The organism is Streptomyces sp. NPDC058701, assembly GCF_042715295.1.
GTDB lineage: Bacteria > Actinomycetota > Actinomycetes > Streptomycetales > Streptomycetaceae > Streptomyces.
Genome location: NZ_JBHXSY010000003.1, coordinates 198,967 through 221,176, shown reverse-complemented (window position 1 = coordinate 221,176; position 22,210 = coordinate 198,967). Strand labels below are relative to the sequence as shown.

12 protein-coding genes are annotated in these 22,210 nt (G+C 75.0%); 3 read left to right on the top strand and 9 right to left on the bottom strand.

The window, feature by feature from the left end:
- Positions 1–2 precede the first annotated feature (2 nt).
- Together ACFWW8_RS04495 and ACFWW8_RS04490 are read right to left on the bottom strand one after the other, a co-directional pair.
- On the bottom strand, positions 3–3,302 hold the full coding sequence (locus ACFWW8_RS04495) for an amino acid adenylation domain-containing protein (RefSeq protein ID WP_386523488.1): 3,300 nt from the start codon (positions 3,300–3,302) through the stop codon (positions 3–5).
- A gap of 96 nt (positions 3,303–3,398) precedes the next feature.
- Entirely contained in the window at positions 3,399–5,303 is a 1,905-nt protein-coding gene (locus tag ACFWW8_RS04490; RefSeq protein ID WP_386523486.1) for a BTAD domain-containing putative transcriptional regulator, read from the bottom strand.
- 199 nt (positions 5,304–5,502) lie between these two features.
- Between ACFWW8_RS04490 and ACFWW8_RS04485 the strand changes: the two genes are divergently transcribed.
- Positions 5,503–5,730: a hypothetical protein gene (locus tag ACFWW8_RS04485; RefSeq protein ID WP_386523484.1), complete on the top strand. Its 228-nt coding sequence runs from the start codon at positions 5,503–5,505 to the stop codon at positions 5,728–5,730.
- A gap of 66 nt (positions 5,731–5,796) precedes the next feature.
- Here ACFWW8_RS04485 and ACFWW8_RS04480 read toward each other — a convergent pair whose 3' ends face one another.
- Positions 5,797–8,880 (bottom strand): BTAD domain-containing putative transcriptional regulator, encoded by a 3,084-nt coding sequence (locus ACFWW8_RS04480; RefSeq protein ID WP_386523482.1) that lies wholly within the window; start codon positions 8,878–8,880, stop codon positions 5,797–5,799.
- Positions 8,881–9,009: 129 nt separating this feature from the next.
- Positions 9,010–9,546, bottom strand: coding sequence for a MarR family winged helix-turn-helix transcriptional regulator (locus ACFWW8_RS04475; protein ID WP_386523480.1), 537 nt, complete (start codon positions 9,544–9,546; stop codon positions 9,010–9,012).
- A gap of 362 nt (positions 9,547–9,908) precedes the next feature.
- On the opposite strand from ACFWW8_RS04475, the gene ACFWW8_RS04470 reads away from it, so the two are divergent.
- Positions 9,909–10,517 carry a response regulator transcription factor gene (locus ACFWW8_RS04470; protein WP_383915573.1) on the top strand — a complete coding sequence of 203 codons (609 nt, stop codon included), beginning with the start codon at positions 9,909–9,911 and terminating at the stop codon, positions 10,515–10,517.
- Positions 10,518–10,628: 111 nt separating this feature from the next.
- Here the strand turns inward: ACFWW8_RS04470 and ACFWW8_RS04465 are convergent, their stop codons facing one another.
- The 4 genes from ACFWW8_RS04465 to lanKC all read right to left on the bottom strand — a co-directional run bounded on the left by ACFWW8_RS04465 (position 10,629) and on the right by lanKC (position 17,458).
- Positions 10,629–12,491 carry an ATP-binding cassette domain-containing protein gene (locus ACFWW8_RS04465; RefSeq protein WP_386523478.1) on the bottom strand — a complete coding sequence of 621 codons (1,863 nt, stop codon included), beginning with the start codon at positions 12,489–12,491 and terminating at the stop codon, positions 10,629–10,631.
- Positions 12,488–14,473 carry an ATP-binding cassette domain-containing protein gene (locus ACFWW8_RS04460; RefSeq protein WP_386523476.1) on the bottom strand — a complete coding sequence of 662 codons (1,986 nt, stop codon included), beginning with the start codon at positions 14,471–14,473 and terminating at the stop codon, positions 12,488–12,490. The genes ACFWW8_RS04465 and ACFWW8_RS04460 overlap by 4 nt, the downstream gene beginning before the upstream one ends.
- A 203-nt stretch (positions 14,474–14,676) precedes the next feature.
- Positions 14,677–14,808 (bottom strand): SapB/AmfS family lanthipeptide, encoded by a 132-nt coding sequence (locus ACFWW8_RS04455; protein ID WP_351276192.1) that lies wholly within the window; start codon positions 14,806–14,808, stop codon positions 14,677–14,679.
- Between the two features lie 37 nt (positions 14,809–14,845).
- A complete protein-coding gene (gene lanKC / locus ACFWW8_RS04450; protein ID WP_386523474.1) occupies positions 14,846–17,458 on the bottom strand; it encodes a class III lanthionine synthetase LanKC in 2,613 nt (870 codons plus the stop codon).
- Between the two features lie 688 nt (positions 17,459–18,146).
- On the opposite strand from lanKC, the gene ACFWW8_RS04445 reads away from it, so the two are divergent.
- The gene (locus ACFWW8_RS04445; RefSeq protein ID WP_386523721.1) at positions 18,147–19,634 is read left to right on the top strand and encodes an FUSC family protein; all 1,488 of its coding nucleotides are present in this window, start codon (positions 18,147–18,149) and stop codon (positions 19,632–19,634) included.
- Positions 19,635–19,805: 171 nt separating this feature from the next.
- Here ACFWW8_RS04445 and ACFWW8_RS04440 read toward each other — a convergent pair whose 3' ends face one another.
- Entirely contained in the window at positions 19,806–22,190 is a 2,385-nt protein-coding gene (locus ACFWW8_RS04440) for a HelD family protein (protein ID WP_386523471.1), read from the bottom strand.
- Positions 22,191–22,210 lie beyond the last annotated feature (20 nt).

Genomic DNA, 22,210 nt, shown 5'->3' with positions numbered 1-22,210 from the left:
CTCTACGGGGCGACGGCGCCCCCGGCGGGCTCGTCCGGCTCCTCCGCGTCCAGGTCGCCGAACGCCTCGGCGGCCGCGACCGCCTCCGCACCGTGCTGCTCGTCGGCGGCGATCTTCCCGGCGAGCTCGGAGATCAGCGGGTTCTGGAACACGGTCTTGACGGGGACCGGGACCCCGAGGAGGTCCCCCAGGAGGCCCGCCAGCCGGGTGCCGCTGAGCGAATCGCCGCCCAGGCTGAAGAAGTTGTCGCCGGGCGCCACCCGGTCCAGGCCGAGGATGTCGGCGACCGCGGCGCAGAGCACGAGCTCCAGGGGGCTGCCCGTACCCGTCGGCGCGTCGTCGGCGGCCGCCGAGTCCGCGGCCGACTGCTGGCGTCCCGCGGAGTCCGCCAGCCGCAGCCGGTCGACCTTGCCGTTGCGGGTCAGGGGCAGCTCCGCCAGCACGGTGAGCCCGGACGGCACCATGTACGCGGGGAGCTGCGCGGCGAGCCGCTCCAGTACGGGTCCCGCCGCCTCGGCGCCCGAGCCCGACACGACGAACGCGTGCAGCCGGCGCACCCCGTGGGCGCTGGCCGGGGCCACGACCACGGCCGCCTCGACCTCGGCGTCCTGGCGCAGCACGGCCTCGATCTCACCGAGCTCGATCCGGTGGCCCTGGATCTTCACCTGGAAGTCGTCGCGGCCCAGGATCTCGATGGCGCCGTCGGGCAGGTAGCGGCCCAGGTCGCCCGTCAGGTAGGCCCGTTCCCCGGTCTCGGGGAGGTTCACGAAGCGGCTGCCGGTGCGCTCCGGATCGTTCCAGTAGCCGAGCGCGAGCCCGACGTCGCTGGCCACGGCCATCTCGCCGACCACCCCGAGGGGGCGCTCGTACGCCGCGGCGTCGACGACGTAGTACCGCTGGTTCGTGATGGGCCTGCCGTACGGGATGCTCGTCCAGGACGGGTCGACCTCCCCGATCGGCTGGAACAGCGACCAGCAGATCGTCTCCGTCGGACCGCCCGAGCCCACCACCTCGATCCGGGGGCTCTGCGCGCGCAGGCGGTCGGGCAGGGTCAGCGGGATCCAGTCGCCGGACAGCACCGACAACCGCAGGGACTCCAGCGGCCGGCCGCCCCCGCGCCGCTCGCGGACCTCGGCCTCCCCGACGAGCAGCTCCATCAGGACGGGCACCGAGTTCCACAGCGTGACCTGCTCCGCCCGCACGAGGTCGGCCCAGACGTCGGGCTCCGCGTGCTCGAACGGCGGCGGGACCACCACGGTCCCGCCCTGGGTCAGGACCCCGAACACGTCGTAGATCGACGCGTCGAAGTGCAGCCCCGAGATGGCCAGCAGCCGGTCCTGGGCCCCGACGCCGAAGCGCGCGGCGACGTCCTGGACCAGGTTGACCACGCCGATGTGGTCGACCATCACGCCCTTGGGCTCGCCGGTCGAGCCCGAGGTGAAGATCGTGTACGCGAGGTCCGCCGGGGTCTGCGCGGTGTCGGGACGGGTGGCGTCGCCGGATTCGAAGTCGCGGTCCACGCGGTAGCGGCGGGCCGTGGGCGGCCAGCTGACCCGGGACTCCAGGGACGACTGGGTGAGGATCCGGTCGACGCCGGCCTCGGCGAGCAGCCGGCGCAGCCGCTCCGGCGGCACCGACGGGTCCAGCGGCAGGTAGGCGGCGCCGGAGGCGAGGACGCCGTAGACGGCGGCGTACTGCTCCCAGCCCTTCTCCATCACCACGGCCACCAGCTCGCCGGGAGCCGCCCCGTGGTCGCGCAGCGTGCGCCCGATCCGCCAGGCGTACGCGGCCAGTTCGGCGTAGCTCAGGCGGCGGCCGCCGTCGACCACGGCCTCGGCGCCGGGCGTGCGCTCGGCCTGCGCGGCGAACAGCTCGTGCAGGGTGGTGTACGGGATCCGCCCGGCGGTGTCGTTGACCTTGCGCCGCAGGGTGCGCTCGGCCGGCGGGATCAGGTCGAAGCGCTTGGTGTGCAGGCTGTCCGGGTCCTCGGTGAGCTGCCCGACGAGGTCCACGTACACGCCGAAGGCCGCGTCGACGAACCCCGGCGAGAAGGCCCCGTCGACGAAGTCCCAGATGATGCGCAGCTCACCGTCGAGCTCGCGCAGCTGCACGTCGAGCGAGACCTGCGGGGTCTGCGAGATGGAGTACACCTCCCGGCCCAGGTCGGTCACGGGCCGGCGCACCGGGTAGTCGAGCAGGCTCGTCACGACCACCGGCATCCCCGCCTGGGCGCCCATGCCGTGCAACCGGGTCAGCTCCCGCAGGACGCGGACGCCGTTGAAGGAGCCGTGCTCCACGTCGCGGGCGAGCTGGTCGCGCAGGGCGTGCGCCCGGTCCAGGAAGGTCGCGCCGGAACCGTCGGCGGCGAGCATCACCGCGTTGGTGAAGTCACCGAGCACGCCGGTGATGTCCGGGTGCACGGCGGGCCGCTGGAACACCGGGTAGTTGAGGGTGAAGTCCGTCTCCTCCGCCCAGCAGCGGACGACCTCGGCGAACGCGGCGGTGAGCAGGAGCGACGGGGTCAGGCCCGCCCCGTGCGCCCGTGCCGCGAACCGCTGCCAGTCCGCGGGCGAGAGGCGGTGCTCGCGCCGGTCGAAGCGGACCTCGTGGCCGTCCCCGCCCTCCGCGGCGCCGGCCGTGGGCAGCGAGGGGGCGGGCGGCAGGGTGGGGATCCGCTCGACCCAGTACTCCCGCGCGGCGCGGAAGGTCTCGGTGTGCGGGAGGGCGTCGGCACGCCAGCGGGCGTATTCGGGGAAGGAGATCCCGGGCTCCGGGAGCACCGCGTCCGGGTTCTCGTACAGGTCGACCAGCTCGGGGAAGAGCACCTGGAAGGCGCTGGAGGCGTCCAGCACCTGGAGGTCGATGCCGAGGTGGATCCGGCCGGGGCCGTCCGGGCCGCCCAGCCGGATGATCCGCAGGTCGAACAGCGGCCAGCTGCCGACCGGGAAGACCACGTGGCTCATCTCGTCGCGCAGTGCGGCCAGGCGTTCCCGTGCCGCGTCCTCGGACAGGTCGCGGAGGTCGATGACCGGTATGTCGAAGGGGAGCGGGTCGGACGGGACCCAGGAGGTGCCGTCCGGCCCGCCGATGGCGCGCAGCATGTCGTGGCGGGCGACCACCGTGCGCCAGGCCTGCGCGAAGCGTTCCGGATCGAGGTCCGGGCGCTCCCACTCGAAGTACCCGTAGCAGCCGATACCGCCCAGGTCGACGGCTTCGCTCCGCCCGATCATCAGCGCCTGCTGCGTCTCGGTCATCGGGAAGGACACGGCACTGTCCGCACGGGCGGGCAGGAGCTCGGTCATGGTCCAACTCCATTCGGTGTCACGGGTACGGATACGGGCCGGCGGCCCCGGGACCGGTGCCGGCCCGGGGGTGTCGTGCTGCGGGGCAGGGCGAGGCTAGGGGCGGTGAGTTAGCCGCCGGTTATGCTCCGCGCGGCCGGCGGGCTCGGCCGGGGCCGCCGCGTCCTCCCCGAGGGAGAGCGCGAAGAGCCGTACGAGCGGGTGGAACAGGTAGCAGGGCTGGCCGCGCTCGTCCGCGCCGCTGACCTCCAGCAGCGCGGCGTCGGCCAGGGCCTCCAGCAGCCGTTCCGCCTCCGCCTCCGAACGGTTCAGCGTGAGCGCCGCGTCCGCCGCGGGGAACGGCTGCGGACCGAGGCCCGCCAGGACCGGGAACACCTCCCGCACCTCGGGCGCCACGGCCCGCCAGGACGGCAGCAGCGACGCGTGCACGTCCAGGTCGCCGGAGTGCAGCTCCCGCAGCCGGGTCGCCGGATCGGCGAGCCGGCCGGCCAGCCGGTCGGGGCTGCAGAGCGGCCGGGCGGCGATCCGCGTCCCGACGATCCGCAGGGCCAGCGGGAGCCCGGCGCAGTGCTCCACGATCGCGGAGGCCGCGCGGGGTGCGGCGGCCACCCGGTCGGGTCCGGCCGCGGCGGCGAGCAGCTCCAGCGCGTCCCCGGCCTCCAGGGGCGCGAGGGCCACGGTGTGCGCTCCGGCCACGGTGGGCAGGGCCGTACGCCCGGTGACCAGCACGGCCGGCTCCGGGGTGTTGGGCAGCAGCGGGCCCAGCTGGGCGGCGCCGGAGGCGTTGTCGAGCACGATCAGCAGCTGCCGGCCCCGGGTCCGCTCGCGGTAGAGGCGTACGAGGTGGTCCTGGTCCGCCGTGACGGGTACGTCGTCCACCGGGCCCAGCGCGCGCAGCAGGTGCAGCAGCACCCGGGTGGGGTGCCGCGGCGTGCCGTCGGGGGAGCGGAGGTCGGCGTACAGCTGCCCGTCGGGGAAGTCCCGCCGGCAGCGGTGTGCCGCGTGGACGGCCAGGGCCGTCTTGCCGAGGCCGGCCATACCGGTCACCAGGACCCGCCGGGGCCGCCCGGCGCTCTGTCTCTCGGGGGCGAGCGCCCGGCAGAGCAGCCCCAGCTCACGCTCCCGGCCGGTGAAGTCGACGGTGTCCGGCGGCAGCATCGAGGGCGCGACCGCGACCGGGACCGCGGCCGGGACCGCCGGCCGGCCGGAACCGGCCGGCCCGCCCGGCCGGGCGCCGGAGAGCAGAACCGGCGCGGGGCGCGGACGGCGGTCCAGCGTGCCGTCGAGCAGGGCCCGGTAGGTCGACTGGAGCGCTTCCCCGGGGTTCACGCCGAGCTCCTCGGAGAGCACCGCGCGGCCGTGGTGGTAGAGGTGGATGGCGTCCGCCTGGCGCCCGGACCTGTACAGGGCCGTCATCAGCTGGCAGCGGATGCGTTCGCGCAGGGGGAACTCGGCCACCAGGCCGGTGAGTTCGCCGGTGATCTGCTCGTGCCGGCCGAGGGCCAGGTCCGCGGTGATGCGGTGCTCCAGCGCCACGGTCCGGGCCTCCATCAGGCGCGGAGCCTCCGCGTCGGCGAGATATTCCGTCGCGTTGGCGAAAGGCAGCCCGTTCCACCGGGCCAGGGCGTCGCGCAGGAGGTTTCCGGCCTTTTCGAAGTCCTCGCGGAGGAGGGCCTCCCGGCCTTCCCGCGCCAGTCCCTCGAATTCCCAGAGATCCAGCGTGGCATTTCCAATGCTCATGGCATATCCAGGTGGCCTGCGATCGATGAGGACATCGCTGCCCAGGATCTTGCGCAAGCGCGAAATGTAGGTGTACAGCTGTGCGCTGACGGTGGCCGGGGGAGCCCAGCCCCACAACAGGCGGCACAGCCGCTCGTCGGAGACCACCTCTTCGCGGGCCACGAGGAGCGCCGCGAGCACGGTGTGAAGCTTCGCCCCGGAGAACGCCGCCCGCCGGCCGTCCCGCCGTACCTCGACTGGCCCGAGCACTCGGAATTCCATCTGCCGCCCCATCCGTGATTCATGGGAAAGAATCTCTGAACGAAGCTAGAGGAGTCCGTTGTCTCCTCGATATCGTGGCGATTTCGTGGGCGGCGCGCGTCATGAAATCGACGGAACACTGAACGAAAAGGAGGCGTCCCTACTGTTCCATTCATGCCGCAGCGAGCGGCGCAGATGCTCCACCGAGAGGGGATTCCCGATGCGTAGCACCCACGCGGCCAAGACGGCGAAGACGACCAAGACGGCGGCGGCCTGCCTGGTGGTACTCGCAGGAGTGTTCGTGGGAACGGGGGGCGCGCTGGCCGCCACGGAGGGCACCGGCACCACCGTGCTGGCGGACGACATGCCCTGGGGCGTCGTCAAGCCGCTGGACCCCCCGCGCCACGGCCAGCACGGCGACCGCACCCAGGACATGCCCTGGGGCTGACCCCGCCCGGAACGTCCCCCCGGGTCGACCGGACCGCCGCCGCGCGACGCCTTCAGCGCCGCGGACTCAGTTGGCGGGGTCGACCAGCAGCCGGGTCAGCTCCTCCGGAGTGAAGGAACGATGCGCCCGCCCTTCCGGGGCCGGGCCACCCGCATCGCCCCGGCCATCCGCACCTCCCGGGCCACCGGCGCCGTCCCGGCCTCCGGTACCGCCCCGTCCGCCCGCGCCGCCCGCCTCGGAACCGCCATCCGGCTCCCCGGCCGCGCCCTGCACCGCCGCCAGCAGCCGGCCCGCCTGGGCCCGCCACGGCTGGGCTCCGACCTCCCCGAACGCGGCACAGGCACGGCGGAACCGTTCCGCCGCCTCCGCGCAGCGGCCGCCGATCGCCTCGACGCACCCGAGGTCCGTCTCCACCCGTGCGTAAAGGAAACGGTCCGCCAGCTCGCCAGTGATCTCCAGGGCCTGTTGCAGCGTCACTCCCGCCGCTGACAGCAGGCCCTGGCTCCACTGGGCCTGACCGAGGCCGCGCAGCGCGTGCGCCTCCCCGACCCGATCGCCCTCGCCCCGGGTCAGCCGCAGCACCGAACGGAACGACTCGGACGCCTCGTCGAAGTCCCCGACCCGCAGCCGCACCTCGGCCAGCCGGTACAGCGACTGCGCCTCCGCCCGCACCGACCCGGTGCGCCGGCTCAGCGCCAACGCCCGCTCCGCCAGTGGCAGGGCGGCTTCCGCGCTGCCCCGGTCCAGCTCGATCTGGGCCTGGAAACCGAGCAGGTGCGCCTCGTTGCCCGTGTCACCCGACGCGTGGAACCCGCTGAGCGCCGCCTCGCAGAACTCCAGGGCCCGCTCCCAGTCCCCCTGGAACCGGGCGCACATCGCCAGGTTCCGCTGCGCCAGCGCCGCGCCGCCCGCGTCCCCGGTGCTGCGCAGCAGCCGCAGGGCTGCCATGTTCCAGCCCTCGGCCTGCTCGTAGCGCCGCTGGTAGATCGCCAGGGACCCGAGCAGCCGCAGCATCGTCGCCTCACCGGGCACGTCACCGGTCCGCCGCGCCGAGGACAGCGCCTGCTCGGCGCACCGCTGCCAGTCCTCCAGGTAGTTCTTCGTCTCGAAGTGCGGAACAGTGCTCTCCGTCAGCGTCCACGCGTACCGGACCCGGTCCGTCTCCGCCGCGTGCGCCACCAGGTCCGTCACGGCGATGCGCTCCGACTCGAACCAGTCCATCGGCGAGGCCAACAGCTCGTCGGCGAGCTCCGGGAGGAAGCGGGGGGCGGGGGCCGCCGCCCGGCCCACCGGGAACTGGCGCCCGTCCATCCGCCGGTGCGCCTCCTCGGCCAGCCACAACCACGCCGCGAACGCCCGCTCCAGGGCGGCGTCGATCTCGTCCGCGGGTTCGTCCGACTCCGCCCGCTCCCGGGCGAACAGCTTCAACAGGTCCTGGAAGCGGTAGCGCGCGGCCCGCCCCGGCTCGGTCTCGGCGACCTCGAGCAGCTGCGCGTCGACCAGCTGGTCGATCAGCTCCTCCGCGTGCCACACGTCGGTGTCCAGTACGGCCGCCCCCGCCCAGGACGCGAAGTCCGCCGTACGCAGCAGCCCGAGCCGCCGGTACATCCGGGCCGCCTCCGGCGGCAGGTCCCGGTAGGTGAGCCGGAACCCGGCCCGGACCCCGCCCTGGCCCGGGCTCAGTACGTCGAGCCGTCGGCGCTGGTCGCGCAGCCGGTCCACGAGGTTGCGTACGCTCAGGCCGGGTTTGGCCGCCAGCCGGGCCCCGGCGATCCGCAGCGCCAGCGGAAGGCAGTCGCACAGCGCGCCCAGCTGCTCCACCGCCACCGGGTCGCTGCCGAACCGCTCGGCGCCCGCGAGCTTGGTGAGCAGGGCCGTCGCCTCGGTCGGCTCCAGCATCGGCAGCCGGATGCGCAGCGCCGTGTAGTCGCCGGTCAGGTCGCCCAGGTTCTCCCGGCTGGTCGCCAGCACCACGCTGCGGCCGCCGCCGGGCAGCAGGGGTCTGAGCTGGGGGAAGGAGCGGACGTTGTCCAGGACGATCAGCGTCTTGCGGGTGCTGAGGAGGCTGCGGAGCAGGGAGGCCCGCTCGTCGGGGTCCGCCGGGATCTGCGGAGCGCCGATCCCGAGGGCGCGCAGGAACCGGTCGAGCACGGCGGCGGGGGAGACCGGCGCGTTCTCCTCGTCGTAGCCCCGCAGGTCCGCGAAGAGCTGGCCGTCAGGGAAGCGGTCGGCGACCTGGCTGGCCCAGTGCACGGCCAGCGCGGTCTTGCCCACCCCGCCGACGCCCACGATGGTCGCCAGTGCCGGCGTGTGGGGGGTGTACGGCTCGCGTAAGAGCCGGTCCAGGGCCGCCATTTCCCGCTGCCGCCCGGTGAACGCCATGACATCGGCCGGCAGCTGGGCCGGAATGGTGTGCAGGGCCGTCGGCGCGGCGGGCTCGGCGGTCGTCGGCCGGGTCAGCTCCGGGGAGTCCCGCAGGATCAGATCGTGCAACTGCCGCAGACCGGGACCCGGTTCGATCCCCAGCTCCTCGATGAGCAGCCGGCGGCCGTGCAGGAACACGTCGAGCGCCTCGGCGCGCTGCCCCGACCGGTAGAGGGCCAGCATGAGGTGTTCGCGGGACTGCTCGCGCAGCGGGTGCCGCGAGACCAGCTCCGCGAGTTCACCGGTGAGCGCCCGGTGCCGGCCCAGCTGGAGCATCAGCCCGGCGCGCTCCTCGATCAGCGCGAGCCGCATCTGTTCGAGCCGGGTCGCCTCGGCTTCGAGCCGGGAGCCCGCGGGCTCGTCGAGTGCGGCCCCGCGCCAGATGCTCAGCGCCTCCTCGAAGAGCGCGCAGGCCTCCTCGGCCCGTCCGTGCCGGGCGGCGTCGCGCCCCTGCTCGGAGCGTTCCGCGAACTCCTGTACGTCGATGCGGTGTTCGCCTCTGGCCAACAGGTAGCCCGGGGGTGAGGTGATCAGCAGATCGGACACCCCGGCCTGCTTGAAGGACTTGCGCAGGGTGGCGACGCAGATGGCGATCTGGTTGCGGGCGGTCGCGGGGGGTGTTTCGGGCCAGACGGAGTCCACCAGGGTGTCCACCGACACGACGCGGTCGGCGTTCAGCACGAGCATGGCGAGGACGGTCGCCTGGCGCCGTCCGTTGATCCGCAACGGTCCCTCATCGGTCTGGACGACCAGCGGTCCCAGCACTCTGAAGACAAACCGATTCAAAACATCCCCCGGCAGTGAAGCCCCCGCTTCAGGCCGGAACGCTACCGCAAAGAGGATTCCCCGGTGCAGTCAACAGTTGGGAAAAATAAGGGCATTTTCCGGCCGACTCTTCCGGCGCGGGGTTTCCTTCCGCGGACGGGGTGCCTCCGCCGCGGGGAGCGAGGCCAGGGTGTCCGACAGTCCGCGCAGCACCTCGGAGAAGCGGCGGGTCTCGTCCTCTCCGCCGAGCCGCTCGCACAGCTGCCGGGTGAGTTCGGCGAGGCAGGAATCGACCTCCCGCATCGCGGCCAGGCCCTGCTCGGTGGCGGCGAGCAGCTTGGCGCGCCGGTGGGCGGGATTGTCCGAGTAGGTCGCGAGACCCTGTGCCACCAGCAGGTCCGCGATGCGCTGGACGCTCTGCCGGGAGGTTCCCACCCGCCGGGCGACGTCCGAGACCGACAGGTGCTCGTCCGCGACCGAGCTGAGTATCTGCCAGCGTGCGGCGCTGAGTCCGCTGGGCAGGGCGAGCCGGTCGAGCGCCGCGGTGAAGCGTCCGTTCAGCCGGAACACCGCCACCGCGGCGCGGCTGAACGCCTCCGCCTCTCCCGTTTCCCCCGTGCGCGTCACCGTGGGTCCCCCCTCCGTAGGCCTGTCGGGCGCTGCACGATAACAGCGCGTGGTGACGTGGACGAGGGCCGTGCCGCAGCTCCGTGCGGAGTGGCGGGAGGGCGCCGACATGGCCGAAACCGAGCGTGTCGAGGGGATCGGCGGATCCCTCGTGCGGGTGAGGGTGCCGGCGGGGGTGACCGGACCCCGCGCCGGGGCGATCACGGAGCACCAGGTGGGCACGGCGGCGTGCGGCGGCATTCGAGGGGCGCCCCATTCCGGCCATGCGCCCCCGCACGCCCCCTGCGACCACGTTCCGCCCGGGGGGTACCGGGGCAGCCGCTTGATGCCGCTCGGCCGTCCGTCCCCAAGGAGAGTCAGTGATGACGAAAGTGCTCGTACTGCACAGTGTCAGCCTCGTCGGGTCCGCCCTCGCCGCCCTGTTGAGATCCGAAGGGGACTTCGACGTCACGTCGGCGGGATGGCACACGGCGGCGCGGCGCGCGGAGACGTTATGCCCGGACGTGGCGGTCGTCGACGTGGACTGTCCGGGCGCGACGGCCGTGCTGGCGGGGGACGGACGCTCCCGTCGCCGCGTGCTGGCACCGCCCACCCCCCTCCTCGTGCTGGCGACGGCGGGCACGCCGGGCACGCTGGGACGGGCCTTCCAGGCCGAGGCCCGCGGGTACGTGGACAAGGACGGCTCCCCCGGCCGGCTCGTCCGCGCCGTGCGCAAGCTCGCCGCCGGTGAGCGGTTCATCGACGCGTCCCTGGCCTCCGCGTTCATGGAGGCCGACCCCGTCCCGCTCAGCCCGCGCGAGCTGAGCGTGCTGGCCCGCGCCGCCGAGGGCGACTCCGTCGCCGAGATCGCCCGCTCCCTGCACCTGGCCAGCGGAACGGTGCGCAACTACATGGCCGCCGTGACGCGCAAGACCGGCGCCCGCAACCGCATCGACGCGATACGCATATCCCGCAGGAAGGGCTGGGTGTAGACCCCCCGCCCCGGCGCACGCGGGAGGTCCGGCCCCACGAGAGCCGGCCGCCCCCGCCCCGGCGCACGCCGCCCGTGACGGGCCGGTCCGACCGGTGCGATCCGGCCGTCCTCAGCCCGGCGCCGCCCCGTCGTCCGCGCCCCACATCCCGACGAGATCCCGGTACAGGGGCGACCTGGCCGGGAGTTCCGCGTGCGTACCGCACACCGCCCGGGCCCCGTCGAGTACGAGGACCCGGTCGGCTCGCACCGCCGACGAGATCCGGTGGGCCACCACGACCAGGGTGCCGGGGCGGGCCGCCAGCGCCCGCTCGGCGCGCTCCTCGGCCCGCGGATCGAGGTGGCAGGTGGCCTCGTCGAGCAGGAGCAGCGGCGCGGGGGAGAGGTGGGCGGCGGTCAGGGCCAGCAGTTGGCGCTCGCCCTGGGAGAGCGCGCCGGGGTCGACGACCGCGTCGAGGCCGCCGAGCCGCTCCAGCAGTTCCGCCGCACCCAGCGCGGCCGCGGCACGCCCCAGCCGGGCCTCCGGCACGGCCTCCGGCTCGGGGCACAGGTGAGTCAGGTTCTCGCGGACCGTGCCGGTGAACACGTACGCCTGCTGGGGCAGCAGCGTCCGCCGCGGGTCCGGGGCGCCGCCGGTACGCGGCCGGGCGGGGGCGCCGGCCACCAGCACCGTGCCCCGGTCGGGCGCGAGCATCCCGGCGAGCAGGGCGGTCAGCGTGGACTTGCCGATCCCGCTCGGGCCGACCACCGCCAGGTGCTCGCCGGGCCGCAGCGTCAGGTCCAGCGCGTCCAGTACGGGGTGCGCGTGCGGCCCGTACCCGAAGCCCACGCCGCGCAGTTCGGCCGCGGCGGGAGCGCCCGGCCGCGCCGGGGCGGGCACCGGCGCCGAGGAGGAGTCGTGGCCGGAGTCCGGGCCGGAATCCGGGCCGGGAGAGGCCTTCGCGGGCGTGGAAGCGGCGGGCCCGGACGCCGCCGGTCCGGGCGGCGGGGGTACCCGCGGGGCCGAGGACGGGGGCGTGCAGAACCGGTCCAGCACCACCACCAGCCGGGTCCCCGCCGAACCCAGCGCGGCCATCAGGGTGTTGAGCGCGGGCAGCAGCGACTGCACGAGGTAGGTCAGGGCCCCGGCCAGGGTCCCGGCGGTGACGCCCCGGTCGAGCAGCCAGGGCGTGGCGGCCAGCAGGGCAATGACGGGCGCCCGCCCCGCGCAACCGAGGGCGAGGGTCCGGACGGCGCCCCAGCGGGCGAGCCGCGCGGTGAGCCGTGCCTGGGCGCTGATCAGCGGTTCCACCCCGGCCGCCGCCGCGCCGCCGGCTCCGCACGCCACCACGTCGCGCAGCCCGGCGGCCAGTTCACCCACCCGCGCGGCGAGGGCCTCGTCGGTGTCCAGGGCCTCGCGCTGAACGGCCGCCATGGGGCGCAGCGTGGCCAGGAACGCCGCCAGCCCCAGCAGCAGCGGGGGGATCACGACCACCAGCAGGACGGGCGCGAGCGCGGCCATGCCGGCCAGCGCGCCCGCGGTGGTGAACAGGAAGGAGCGGGCCGTCAGCACCAGCCCGGCGAAGGAGTCCCGCGCCATCTCGGTCTGCTGCGTCAGCCGGGACACGGCGCTCGCGTCGGCGGCGCGGGACGGATCGTCCACCGCCCGCTCCAGGGCGTGCCGCACGGCCCGGCGCACCAGGCCGTCGCGCAGCGGTTCCACGAGGTCGGCGAGCCCGCGGAACACCCCGCGCAGCGCGATCCCGCCGAGCAGCGCGCCCGCCCCGGCGAGGCCCAGCCAGGCGAGTCCGGTTCCGGTGTGCCCCGCGAGGAAGCCGTCGTCGAGCGCGCGCGCCACCCCGTATCCGCCGAGGAAGGTGTGCGCGGACTCCAGCAGCGACCAGAGCGCCAGCGTGCCGAGCGTACGGGTGCGGCGGCGCAGGAACCGGCGGGCCTCCGGCCCCACCCGTCCCCAGGCGCCCTCGCCGCCGCTCATACGGCGGGCTCCCCGACGGCGGTCCGCGGCCCTGCGTCCGGTGCGGCCCCCGGCTTCCGTACGGACGCCCCGGCCGGGGGCCGCGTCGCCGGTTCGGCCCCGGCGTCAGGCCCCGCCCCTGCGCCAGGCCCGGCTCCTGCGTCAGGCCCCGCCCCTGTCGCCGGGTCGGACCCGGCCCGTGGCGCGGCCGCGGCCACCGGTCCGTCGTCCGCTCCCGGTTCGGCTCCCGCCCCCCGGTCCGTCGCCGTCCCCCCGTCCGCCGGGGCCGCGAACACCGCCCGGTACGCCGGGTCCCGCCAGAGCGTGGCGTGACCGCCCGTCCCCCTGACCCGCCCGTCCTCCAGCCAGACCACCAGATCGGCGCGGGCCGCCGAGGAGATCCGGTGCGCCACCACGATCCGGGTGCCCGGCCGGACCGCGTGCGCCAGCGCCCGCTCGACCTCGCGCGCGGTGACGGTGTCGAGGCCCGAGGTCGCGTCGTCGAGCACCAGCAGCCGCCCCGGGTTCAGGAACGCCCGCGCCAGGCCGAGGCGTTGGAACTCGCCACCCGACAGCGGGGCGTCGGCCAGCGGGGTGTCGCAGCCGCCGGGCAGCCGCCGTACGAACGGCTCGGCTCCGGCCGCCCGGACCGCGGCCCCGACCTCCCCGGGGCTCGGCGGCGGCTCCGCGCCGAAGGCGACCGCGCCGGCCACGGTCCCGCCCAGCAGCGCCGGCCGGTCGAAGGCGTGGCCCACCTCGGCCCGCAGCGCCCGCTCCGACAAGCGTGTCAGCGGGACCCCGTCGAGGAGCACCTCGCCGGCGTCGGGGTCGGTGAGGCGCCCGGCCACGGCGGCGAGCAGCGTCTTGCCCGATCCGGACCGCCCCACGACGGCGACGGTGGCGCCGCCGGGAACCAGCAGGTCGATCCCGTCCAGGACCGCTTTGCCGGCCCGTTCCACGCGGACGCCGCGCAGCTCCAGGGCTCCCGGCCCGCCGTCGGGCAACACCTCGGTTCCGTAGGGGAGTTCGGGGAGGAGGAAGAGGGCGGCGGTGCGCCGGGCCGCGGCCCTGCCGCGCACCACCGCGGCCAGCCGGCCGGTGACGGCGCCGACCCCGGCCGCCAGGCCCGCGTACCGTACGGCGGCGAGCAGCGCGCCGACTCCCAGTGCCCCGGCCGCGAGGCGGAAGCCGCCCACGGCGAGGACCGCGTACAGCAGCAGCGGCATGAGGGCGGAGGTGCGGGCGGTCGTGCTGCCGTAGACCCGCCACATCTGCCGCCCCTCGACGCCGAGTTCGGGGAGTCCGGCCAGGATCCGGGCGCGTTCCCGGCCCACGGTGCCGGCGGCGGCGATGGTCCGGGCGCCGGCGAGCGCCTCGACGAGCCGGCCCGCCATCACGAGCTGCACCCGCTGGTAGCGGGTGATGCTGACGGCCGAGTCCCGGGCGAAGGCGCGCAGCAGGACGGCCAGCAGAGGGATGCCGACGACGAACGCGAGTGCCGTCCACACGTCGATGAGGAAGAGTGCCACGAGCCCGCCGATCGGGGGCAGCAGCGAGGCGACGGCGCCCGCCGCGGCGGCCGGCGCGGTACCCGCCTCGGTGGCGTGGGCCGTCAGTCGCGCCGCGAGTTCCCCGGGCGCGTACCGCTGCGCGTGGTGCGGGGCGGTGCCGAGCAGCCGGGCCAGCCCGAGGCGGCGCAGCCAGGCCGTGGAGCGGCCGTCTACCTGCCCGGTCAGCCGGGTCGTCAGGGCGTCGAGCAGGACTTCGGCGAGGACGATCGCGGCGCACCACGCGGTCCACGCGGGGCCGGCGGGGTCGCGCCGCAGCAGCAGGTCGAGGGTGTGGCCGAGGACGGCCGGTTCGGCGAGGGCCGCCACGGCGGCGGCGACCGAGCACGCGCCGACGGCCGCGGTCCGCCCGGCGGTGTGCCGGGCGGCGGCCACCAGGGCCCGGTCACCGCTCTGCGCGAGCGCCGCCTCGCCGGTGGGATCGGGCGGGGTCATCGGCGGATGCTCCAGACGTGTGGTGCGGACATCGGGCGCAGGCAGGAGGAGCGGACACCGGCACCGGACACGGGTGCCCGAAACGGGTGCCCGAAACGGGTGCGTGACGTGGTGCATGACGTGGTTCGGGACGGGATGTGGTGCGGGACGGGATGTGGTGCGGGCCCGGGCGGCGAACCGCCCGGGCCCGGGAAAGACCTGGGTCAGTTACAGGTCGTGATGCTCAGGCTGCTGTCTCCGCAGAGGAGCAGGCTGGCGCGGCTGCCACCGCCGGTCGCGGCCTCGGTGATCTCTTCCTTGGGGGTTTCCATCGACTGCAGGTCGAGAAGGGTCATGTCTTTTTCCTCTTCTTCGAAGGAGTGTTCCGATGGGTCACGGCCCCGGGTTCGGGACCGGCTCTGGGGCCGCCGCGGCGCGCCGCGGCGGCGGGAGGAACGGCAGCTGCGCGCGCCCGCCGGGCGCGGCGCCGCCGAGGGCGAGCAGGGCGCCCGCGGTGCCCGTGGACAGGTCCATGGACAGGCGCATCAACTGCTCGCCGGGAAAGGCCAGTCGGCCCTGGTACGGCACCGCGTGCCGGGCCAGTGCGTCGATCTGGCGGGCTATGTCGGCGTCCCGGGTGCCGGGCCCCGGCGTGGTGGTCCGGGCCAGGTGGAGGACCATTCCGGCGGCGCCGCGGAAGAGCCCGGGCTGCGCGTAGAAGGTCGCCTGGGCGGCCCGTACGATCTCCAGCCGGGCTTGCTCGAACCGTGGGTCCGCGCCGTGCTCCAGCCAGTCGTCCAGCACCATGCCGATGCCCACGCTGCCCGCGCCCAGGTAGGGCATCGTGCGCCGTCCCTCGTCCACCTGGAGCGTGCCGAACACACTGGTCACGCAGTGGTCGAGGTCGCGGTGCAGGGCGCGGCCGGCGTGCAGCAGGTACTCCTGCTCGCCGGTGCGCTCGTACAGCCGGAGGAACAGCAGAGCCGGGCCGGACCCGCCGTGCAGCAGGCCCGCGCGGGCCAGGTCCGGGGCGGAGCGGGCGGCCAGCTCGGCGCAGCGCACCGCCGCGTCGTGCAGGGCGCCCTCCCCGGTCGAGGTGCCGAGCGAGTCCAGGGCCAGTCCGATGCCGGCGAGTCCGCCGTGCAGGTCCGGGCCGACGTCCTGCCAGGGCTGGCGCAACAGCTGCTCGGCGAGGGTGAGCGCCCTGTCCCGGTGACCGAGCCGCTCCAGGGTCCACGCGGTACCGGCGAGCCCGTCGTAGAAGCCGAGCGGGGTCCCCGAGCCGGGCGTCTTGGTCCGGGCCAGCAGCCATTCCTCGGCCTCGGGCCAGGGCGCGGACCCGGTCTCGGCCAGGGCGTACAGGACCCCGGCCGCGCCGTACCCGAAGCCGGTGCCGCCGCCCTCCGCCGCGAACTGGGCGATGTCGCCGGGGAAGAGCCGGTCCTCGCGGTCGGGGGTGGCCGAGGCGCGGATCGCCGCCGTCATCGAGTCCCGGGCGGCCGGCCAGTCGCCGGGCTCCACGGGAAGGTAGGGGCCGTCCGGGGCGGGTATCCGCCCGCCGCCGGTCACGGCCGCGGCGGTGGTCCCGTCCGGACCGGCGAGGATCTCCTCGACGGCCTCGTCGAGGAACCGGCGCGGTACGGGGAACTGCTCGGCGGCGATGTCGGCCAGGTGCACGGCCTTCGCCCGGTCCAGTACGAGCAGGCTCGTCAGCGGCAGGAACAGGGCGAGCCGCAGACAGGCGAGAGCGTAGCGGTCCACGGCGAAGCCGCGCCGCCCTGGTGGCGCCACGAACGCCGGATTGGCGACCGTCTGCCGCAGCCCCTCGTCGATGTGCGCGGCGGCTTCGAAGTCCAGGAGCGCGACGGACGGTTCGCCCGCCTCGTCCTCGGCGACCATGATGTTGAAGAGGTGCAGGTCGTTGAAGACCACCCCGCGGGCGTGCACGGAGTCCACGGCCTCCGTCACCAGGCGGTGGATCTTCAGGGCCCAGTCCGTGTAGGCGGCGAGCTCCGCCGGATCCGGGTCCGCCTCGATCAGCGGGTGCCGGTGGGCGAAGTAGGTGTTGAGCGGCTTGCCCTCCAGGTACTCCATGACCAGGAAGTGGTGGTCGCCGACCGTGAAGGTGCCGCGGACCGCCGGTACGCGGTCCAGTCCGGCCAGCCGTTCGAGGGCGGTCCGCTCCCGGTGCAGCCGGGTCACGGCGTCGGCGCCGTCGGCGGCGAGACCCGCGTGCGGCCGGGCCTCCTTGAGCACCACGGGCTCGCCGGTGCGGCTGTCGCGTCCGGCGTACACCCCGCCCCCGTTCGAGAAGTGCAGGGCCCGCTCCACCGTGTAGGGCACGCCGGCGAGGGTGACGGCGGAGCGCGCGTCCAGGTGCGGCTTCAGGAAGCCGGGCAGGTCCAGCCACGCCGGCGGCTGGAACACCGGCCCGCGCCGGTCCGGTACCAGCACGCCGTCCGGGTCCTCGATCGCGGGGACCAGTTCGCCGTGCTCGTCGTAGCAGTGCCGCAGGGTGAAGCTGCCGTAGCGCAGGTGCACGGGGCCCGCGCCCCAGCGCAGGTCGCTCAGGATGTACGGGCCGGGTTCGCCGGCCAGCAGGGCGTCGAGGTCCTCGGCGATCTGCCGGCACTGCTCCTCGTCGGCCGGGTACACGGTCAGGAACTTGCCGCTGGCCGCGCGGTCGGCGTACTTGGCGTTGCGCAGGTGCAGCAGGTAGCGGCTCGGCACGAACTTGAAGGCGATGTGCCGCGCCGTGCAGTAGTCGTAGACCCGCTCCAGCACCGACTCGGCGTTGTCGAGGCATGCGGAGACGTGGATCTTCCAGCCCTGGGAGGGCAGGTCGCATCCGAGGGGCCGCAAGGCGTACCAGTCCCCGCTGCGGTGCGACTGCCACCCCTGCGGTACGGCGGCGAGCGCTGCACGGTAGTTCTCCTCGGCGCGCCGGTACGGCGCGTCGTAGAACCACTGGTCGGCGTCGCAGAAGGCGGCGTACCCCTTGTTCACTCCTGCTCCCTCGGTCGGCTGCGGACTTACCGTGCCACTCGCGGGAGCCGCCGCGACAGTCACGGCTGTCACCGACGGGGTGTGCAGTACGCATGCGTCACTTGGCGGGGGAGCGATCAGAAAGTGATCAGTGGCGAACCTTTCCGATCATCAGCGGGCGTTCGGTCCCGCCGGGACGTGGCCCCCGCCCGCCGGAGGCCAGGCCCGCCTCGGTGCCCGACCGGCCCGGTCACCGGGACCGGGGGCCGCCCCGCCCGCGCCCGCCCCGGTCCCACGGCCCGTCTCCCCGTTCCTCCGGCCGTCCTGACCCACGGCACCGGGCATCGCGCCTTCCACTCCCGGACGGTGCAGAGGAGCCGTCCGCGCGCGCGTAGTGCCGTCCTGACACCCGTCCGGTGCGGAAGGGGGTGGCCGGTCGACGGACGGTCCGTTGGCCCGTTCGTGGCCGGGGATCACGGCTTCCAGCTGTGCCAATGGTCCAGCGCGGTGGAGTCCGTTTGAGCCATTGCCCCTCCAGGTGGTTATCTGTGGCGTATCCATGTACTTACGGCGCCGCGCAGCGCCGGACGGCAACGAAGCCGGTTCGGAGCGCGGCGCCTTCGCCGTGCCCGTACGCCGCCCACCACCCCGGGCGGACCGCGCCCGGCGTGCGCCATTGCAAGGGGGGCGGCACACCGCCGTGAAGAGGATGTTCGTGGCTCCGGATCCGGGGCGCCTGAGGCTGAGGAACTCGTCCCGCGCCGTCGTCGGCGTCGCACTCGCCGTCGGGGCGGCCGAGGCCGCCGGGCTCTCCCTGACCGCCTGCGTCACCGGAGGACTGGCGGCCCTGCTCGCCCTCTTCACCGTGCTCGACCCGACCGTCCGCGCCCAGCGGATCACCACCGCCCTGCTGCCGGTCGCCGGGTTCCCCGTGCTGGCGCTGGCCACCACCCTGCACGGGGTGCCGCTCGCCCGGGACGGCGCGTTCCTCGCCGTCGTGTTCGCCGGGGTCTACGCCCGCCGCTTCGGCCCGCGCGGGCACGCCCTCGGGATCTTCGGCTTCATGATGTTCTTCGTGACGCAGTTCCTGCACGCCGTACCCGGCCAGCTCCCCGAGCTGTACGCCGCCGTCGGGCTGGCCCTGCTTGCGTCCGCCGCCGTGCGCTTCGTGCTGTGGCCCATCGAGCGCCGCACCCCTCCCGCCGCCGCCCCGCCCGGGCTGCCGGGCTCCGGGATCGCCCGGCCCACCACGCGGCAGGCCGTCCAGGCCACGCTGGCCTGCTCCTTCGCCCTCGGCATCGGCCAGGCGCTCTCCGAGGACCGCTGGTACTGGGCCGTCGGCACCGCCTGGTGGATCTTCGTGAACACCACCTCCCGGGGCGAGACCCTCGTCCGCGGCTTCCGCCGCGTCGTCGGCACCGTCGCCGGCATCGCGGCCGGGTTGCTGATCGCCGTACCGCTGCACGGGGCGCCCGCGCCCACCGCCGCGCTGGTCGCCGTGTGCGTCTTCGGGATCTTCTACACGGCGGCTCCTTCGTACTCCTGGATGATGTTCTTCGTCACCGTCATGGCCGGACTGCTCTACGGGCTCCTCGGGGTCCTGCATCCCGGCCTGCTGCTCCTGCGCTTCCAGGAGACCGCCATCGGCGCCGTCGGAGCCGCCCTCGCCGTGGTCCTGGTGCTGCCCGTCACCACGCACGCCACCAACCACGCCTGGATCCAGCGCGCCCTGCGCTGCGTGCACGCGGCCACCGGCGAAGCCGCCGCCCGCCTTGCCGGCACCGCCGGGGCCGACCCCACCCCGCACGCCGCCGAACTGGAGCTGCTGCTCGCACGGGTCCGGATGGCCCTCGGCCCGCTGGTGCACCCGCTCAGCCCGTTGCGGGCCCGCAAGGCGCGGGCGCGCCAGGTCATCGCCCTGCTGGACGAGTGCGCGCGCGAGGTGCGCGGCCTGGCGGCCGTTGCCGCGGACCCGGCGGCCTCCCACGACGCCCGGCTCGCGGCCGCCTGCTGGCGCGTCGAGGCCGCCGTCGAGGCGCTCACCGCGGGCGAACTGGAACTGGAGCGACCCACCCCGGTCCACCCGGCCGCCACCGAACCGGCCGCCCTGGTCCACCTGCACGGCTTGGAGCGGGCCCTCGCCGAGCTGGCGGCGCCCCTGCGCAGCGACCCCCGGAGCCCGCTGGTCCGCGCCTGACCCGCACCGGCTGCGGTCGGGCCGCACCGGTTCCCGCCGACCCGCTCCGGCTGCGGTCGGCCGTATGGGTTCCCGCCGGGCCGCACCGCTCTGCGGGGCCGCACCGGCTCGCCCGGTGCGGCCCCGAGCGCTCGCGGACGCGTACGGCAGCCCTGGCCGGGCGCACCGCCCTCAGCAGCGCCGCAGCAGCTCCGGCGGCGCCCCGGCCAGCCCCGCGGGGAGCCGGCCCGCCGTGTGCACCACGCCGAGGGACTGCGTCGCGCGGGTCAGCGCCACGTACAGGTCGCTCGGCCGCAGCTCGGTCGGCTCCACCACGACCACCGTGTCGAACTCCAGCCCCTTCGCCTGCCGGGGGTCGAGCAGGACCACCTCCCGCGTCAGGTCCGGCTCGGCGCCCGCCCGGACACCGGGCAGGACGGCGGCCAGAGCGGCGTGCAGCGCGCGCGGAGCGATGACCGCGAGCCGCCCCCGCTCCGGCCCATCCCGCTCCGGCCCGCCCCGCTCCCGCAGCTCCCGCTCCACGGCCTGCGCGACGGCCCCCGCCAGGTCGCCGCCGGCGGCGCGGGCCCAGGGCCGCACGCCGGTCGACCGTACCGAGCGCGGCGGCTCGAACGACGGGTCGCGCTCCCGCAGCACCGCCGCGGCCACCTCCATGACCTCGGCGGGCGTGCGATAGTTGACGTCCAGCCGGACCAGTTCCCAGCGGTCGCCCACGTACGGGCCGAGGGCCCGCTCCCACGCGCCGCAGCCCGCCTCCTCCGCCGTCTGCGCCGGGTCGCCGACCAAGGTCATCGACCGGGTCGGACAGCGGCGCATCAGCAGCCGCCACGCCATCTCCGACAGCTCCTGCGCCTCGTCCACGACGACGTGGCCGAAGGCCCAGGTCCGGTCCGCCGCGGCGCGCTCCGCGGTGCTCCGGTGGTCGGCCTCCTCGTACCGCTCGGCCATCCGCTCGGCGTCGATGATGTCGTGCGCCGCGAGGAACTCGTTCTCCTCGTCCTCGAACTCGTACGAGTCCGAGCCCTGCGAGAGGTCCAGCACCCCCTGGGCGTACGCGACGCGCTTGCGCCGCTCCCGCTCCTCGGCGGCCCGCAGGGCGCCGTCGTCCTCCCCGAGGAGCTCGGCGGCCTCGTCCAGCAGCGGCACGTCGGCCGGCGTCCAGTCCGGGGCGGCGCCGGTGTCCTCGCGCCGGATCAGGGCCGCCTCGTGCGCGGACAGGTGGGTGGGGGCGGCCAGGAAGTCGCGGACCAGCCGCTCGGGGGTGAGGGAGGGCCACAGCGCGTCGACCGCGGCGTGCACGGCGGGGCTCATGGCGATCTCCTTGCCGATCTGGGCCACGTCGTCCGGGCCGAGCAGGTTCGGGCCGCCGTACGGGTCGGCGCCCAGCCGGTCCACGAGCTGCGCCGTGAGGGCGTCGACGACCCGGAAGGCGAACGCCGGCCGCGCCCGGTTGTGCGGGAGTCCGGTGGCGCGGGCGTGGTCCCGGGCCGCGTGGGCGATCGTGCGGTCCAGCAGCAGGACCCCGTAGTCGTCGTGGTCGATCTCCAGGGCGGGCTCGGGAACCGTGTCGTACTCCTCGCCGCTGTCCGCCGGCAGGGTCTCCGGCAGGCACTGCCGGTCGGCCACCACCAGGGCCAGCACCTCTGCCATCGCGGCCCGGCCCTTGACCTCGGCGGCCCCGGGGCGGTCGGTTCCGGTGGCGCGGACGCCGGGGAACAGCTCGCCCGGCGTGGCGAGCAGCACGCCCGTCTCGCCGAGCGCCGGGAGGACCCCGCCGATGTATCCGAGGAACGCGGGGCCGGGGCCGACGATCAGCACCCCGCGTTTGGCCAGCAGCTCGCGGTGGGCGTACAGCAGGTAGGCGGCGCGGTGCAGTGCGACGGCGGTCTTCCCGGTGCCGGGGCCGCCCTCGACGACCAGCACCCCGCGGTGGGTGGAGCGGATCACCCGGTCCTGCTCGGCCTGGATGGTGCGCACGATGTCGTGCATGCGGCCCGTCCGGGCGGCGTCGAGCGCGGCGAGCAGCACGGCGTCCGCGTCGGCGCCCTCGTGGCCGGTGCGCTCCGCGTCGGAGAGGTCCAGGATCTCGTCGTGCAGGGCGGTGACCTCCCGCCCCCGGGTGCTGATGTGGCGGCGCCGCCGCAGCCCCATGGGGGTGTGGCCGGTGGCCAGGTAGAACGGACGCGCCACCTCGGCGCGCCAGTCGAGGACCAGCGGGGTGCGGTCCGCGTCGTCCGCACGGATTCCGATCCGGCCGATGTGGGGGTCGCGGCCGTCGGAGAACTCCAGACGGCCGAAACAGAGGCCGTTCTCCCCGGCGTTCAGAGCGGAAAGCAGCCCCGACTGTTCGGCGACGATGACGTCCCGTTCCAGACGGGCCTGGAACCCGGTGCCGACCTCGCGCAATGCGCCGTCGACCGCGCGTTCGGCCTGGTCACGCAGGTCGTCGAGGCGTCGATAGAGACCGGTGACGAATTGCTGCTCATTCCGGAATTCCTCGGTTGACAATTGCACTCCTGCCGCGATACGGTGTTCCTCGTAAGGTGATTCACGCATTCTGTTAAACGAAGTCGTGA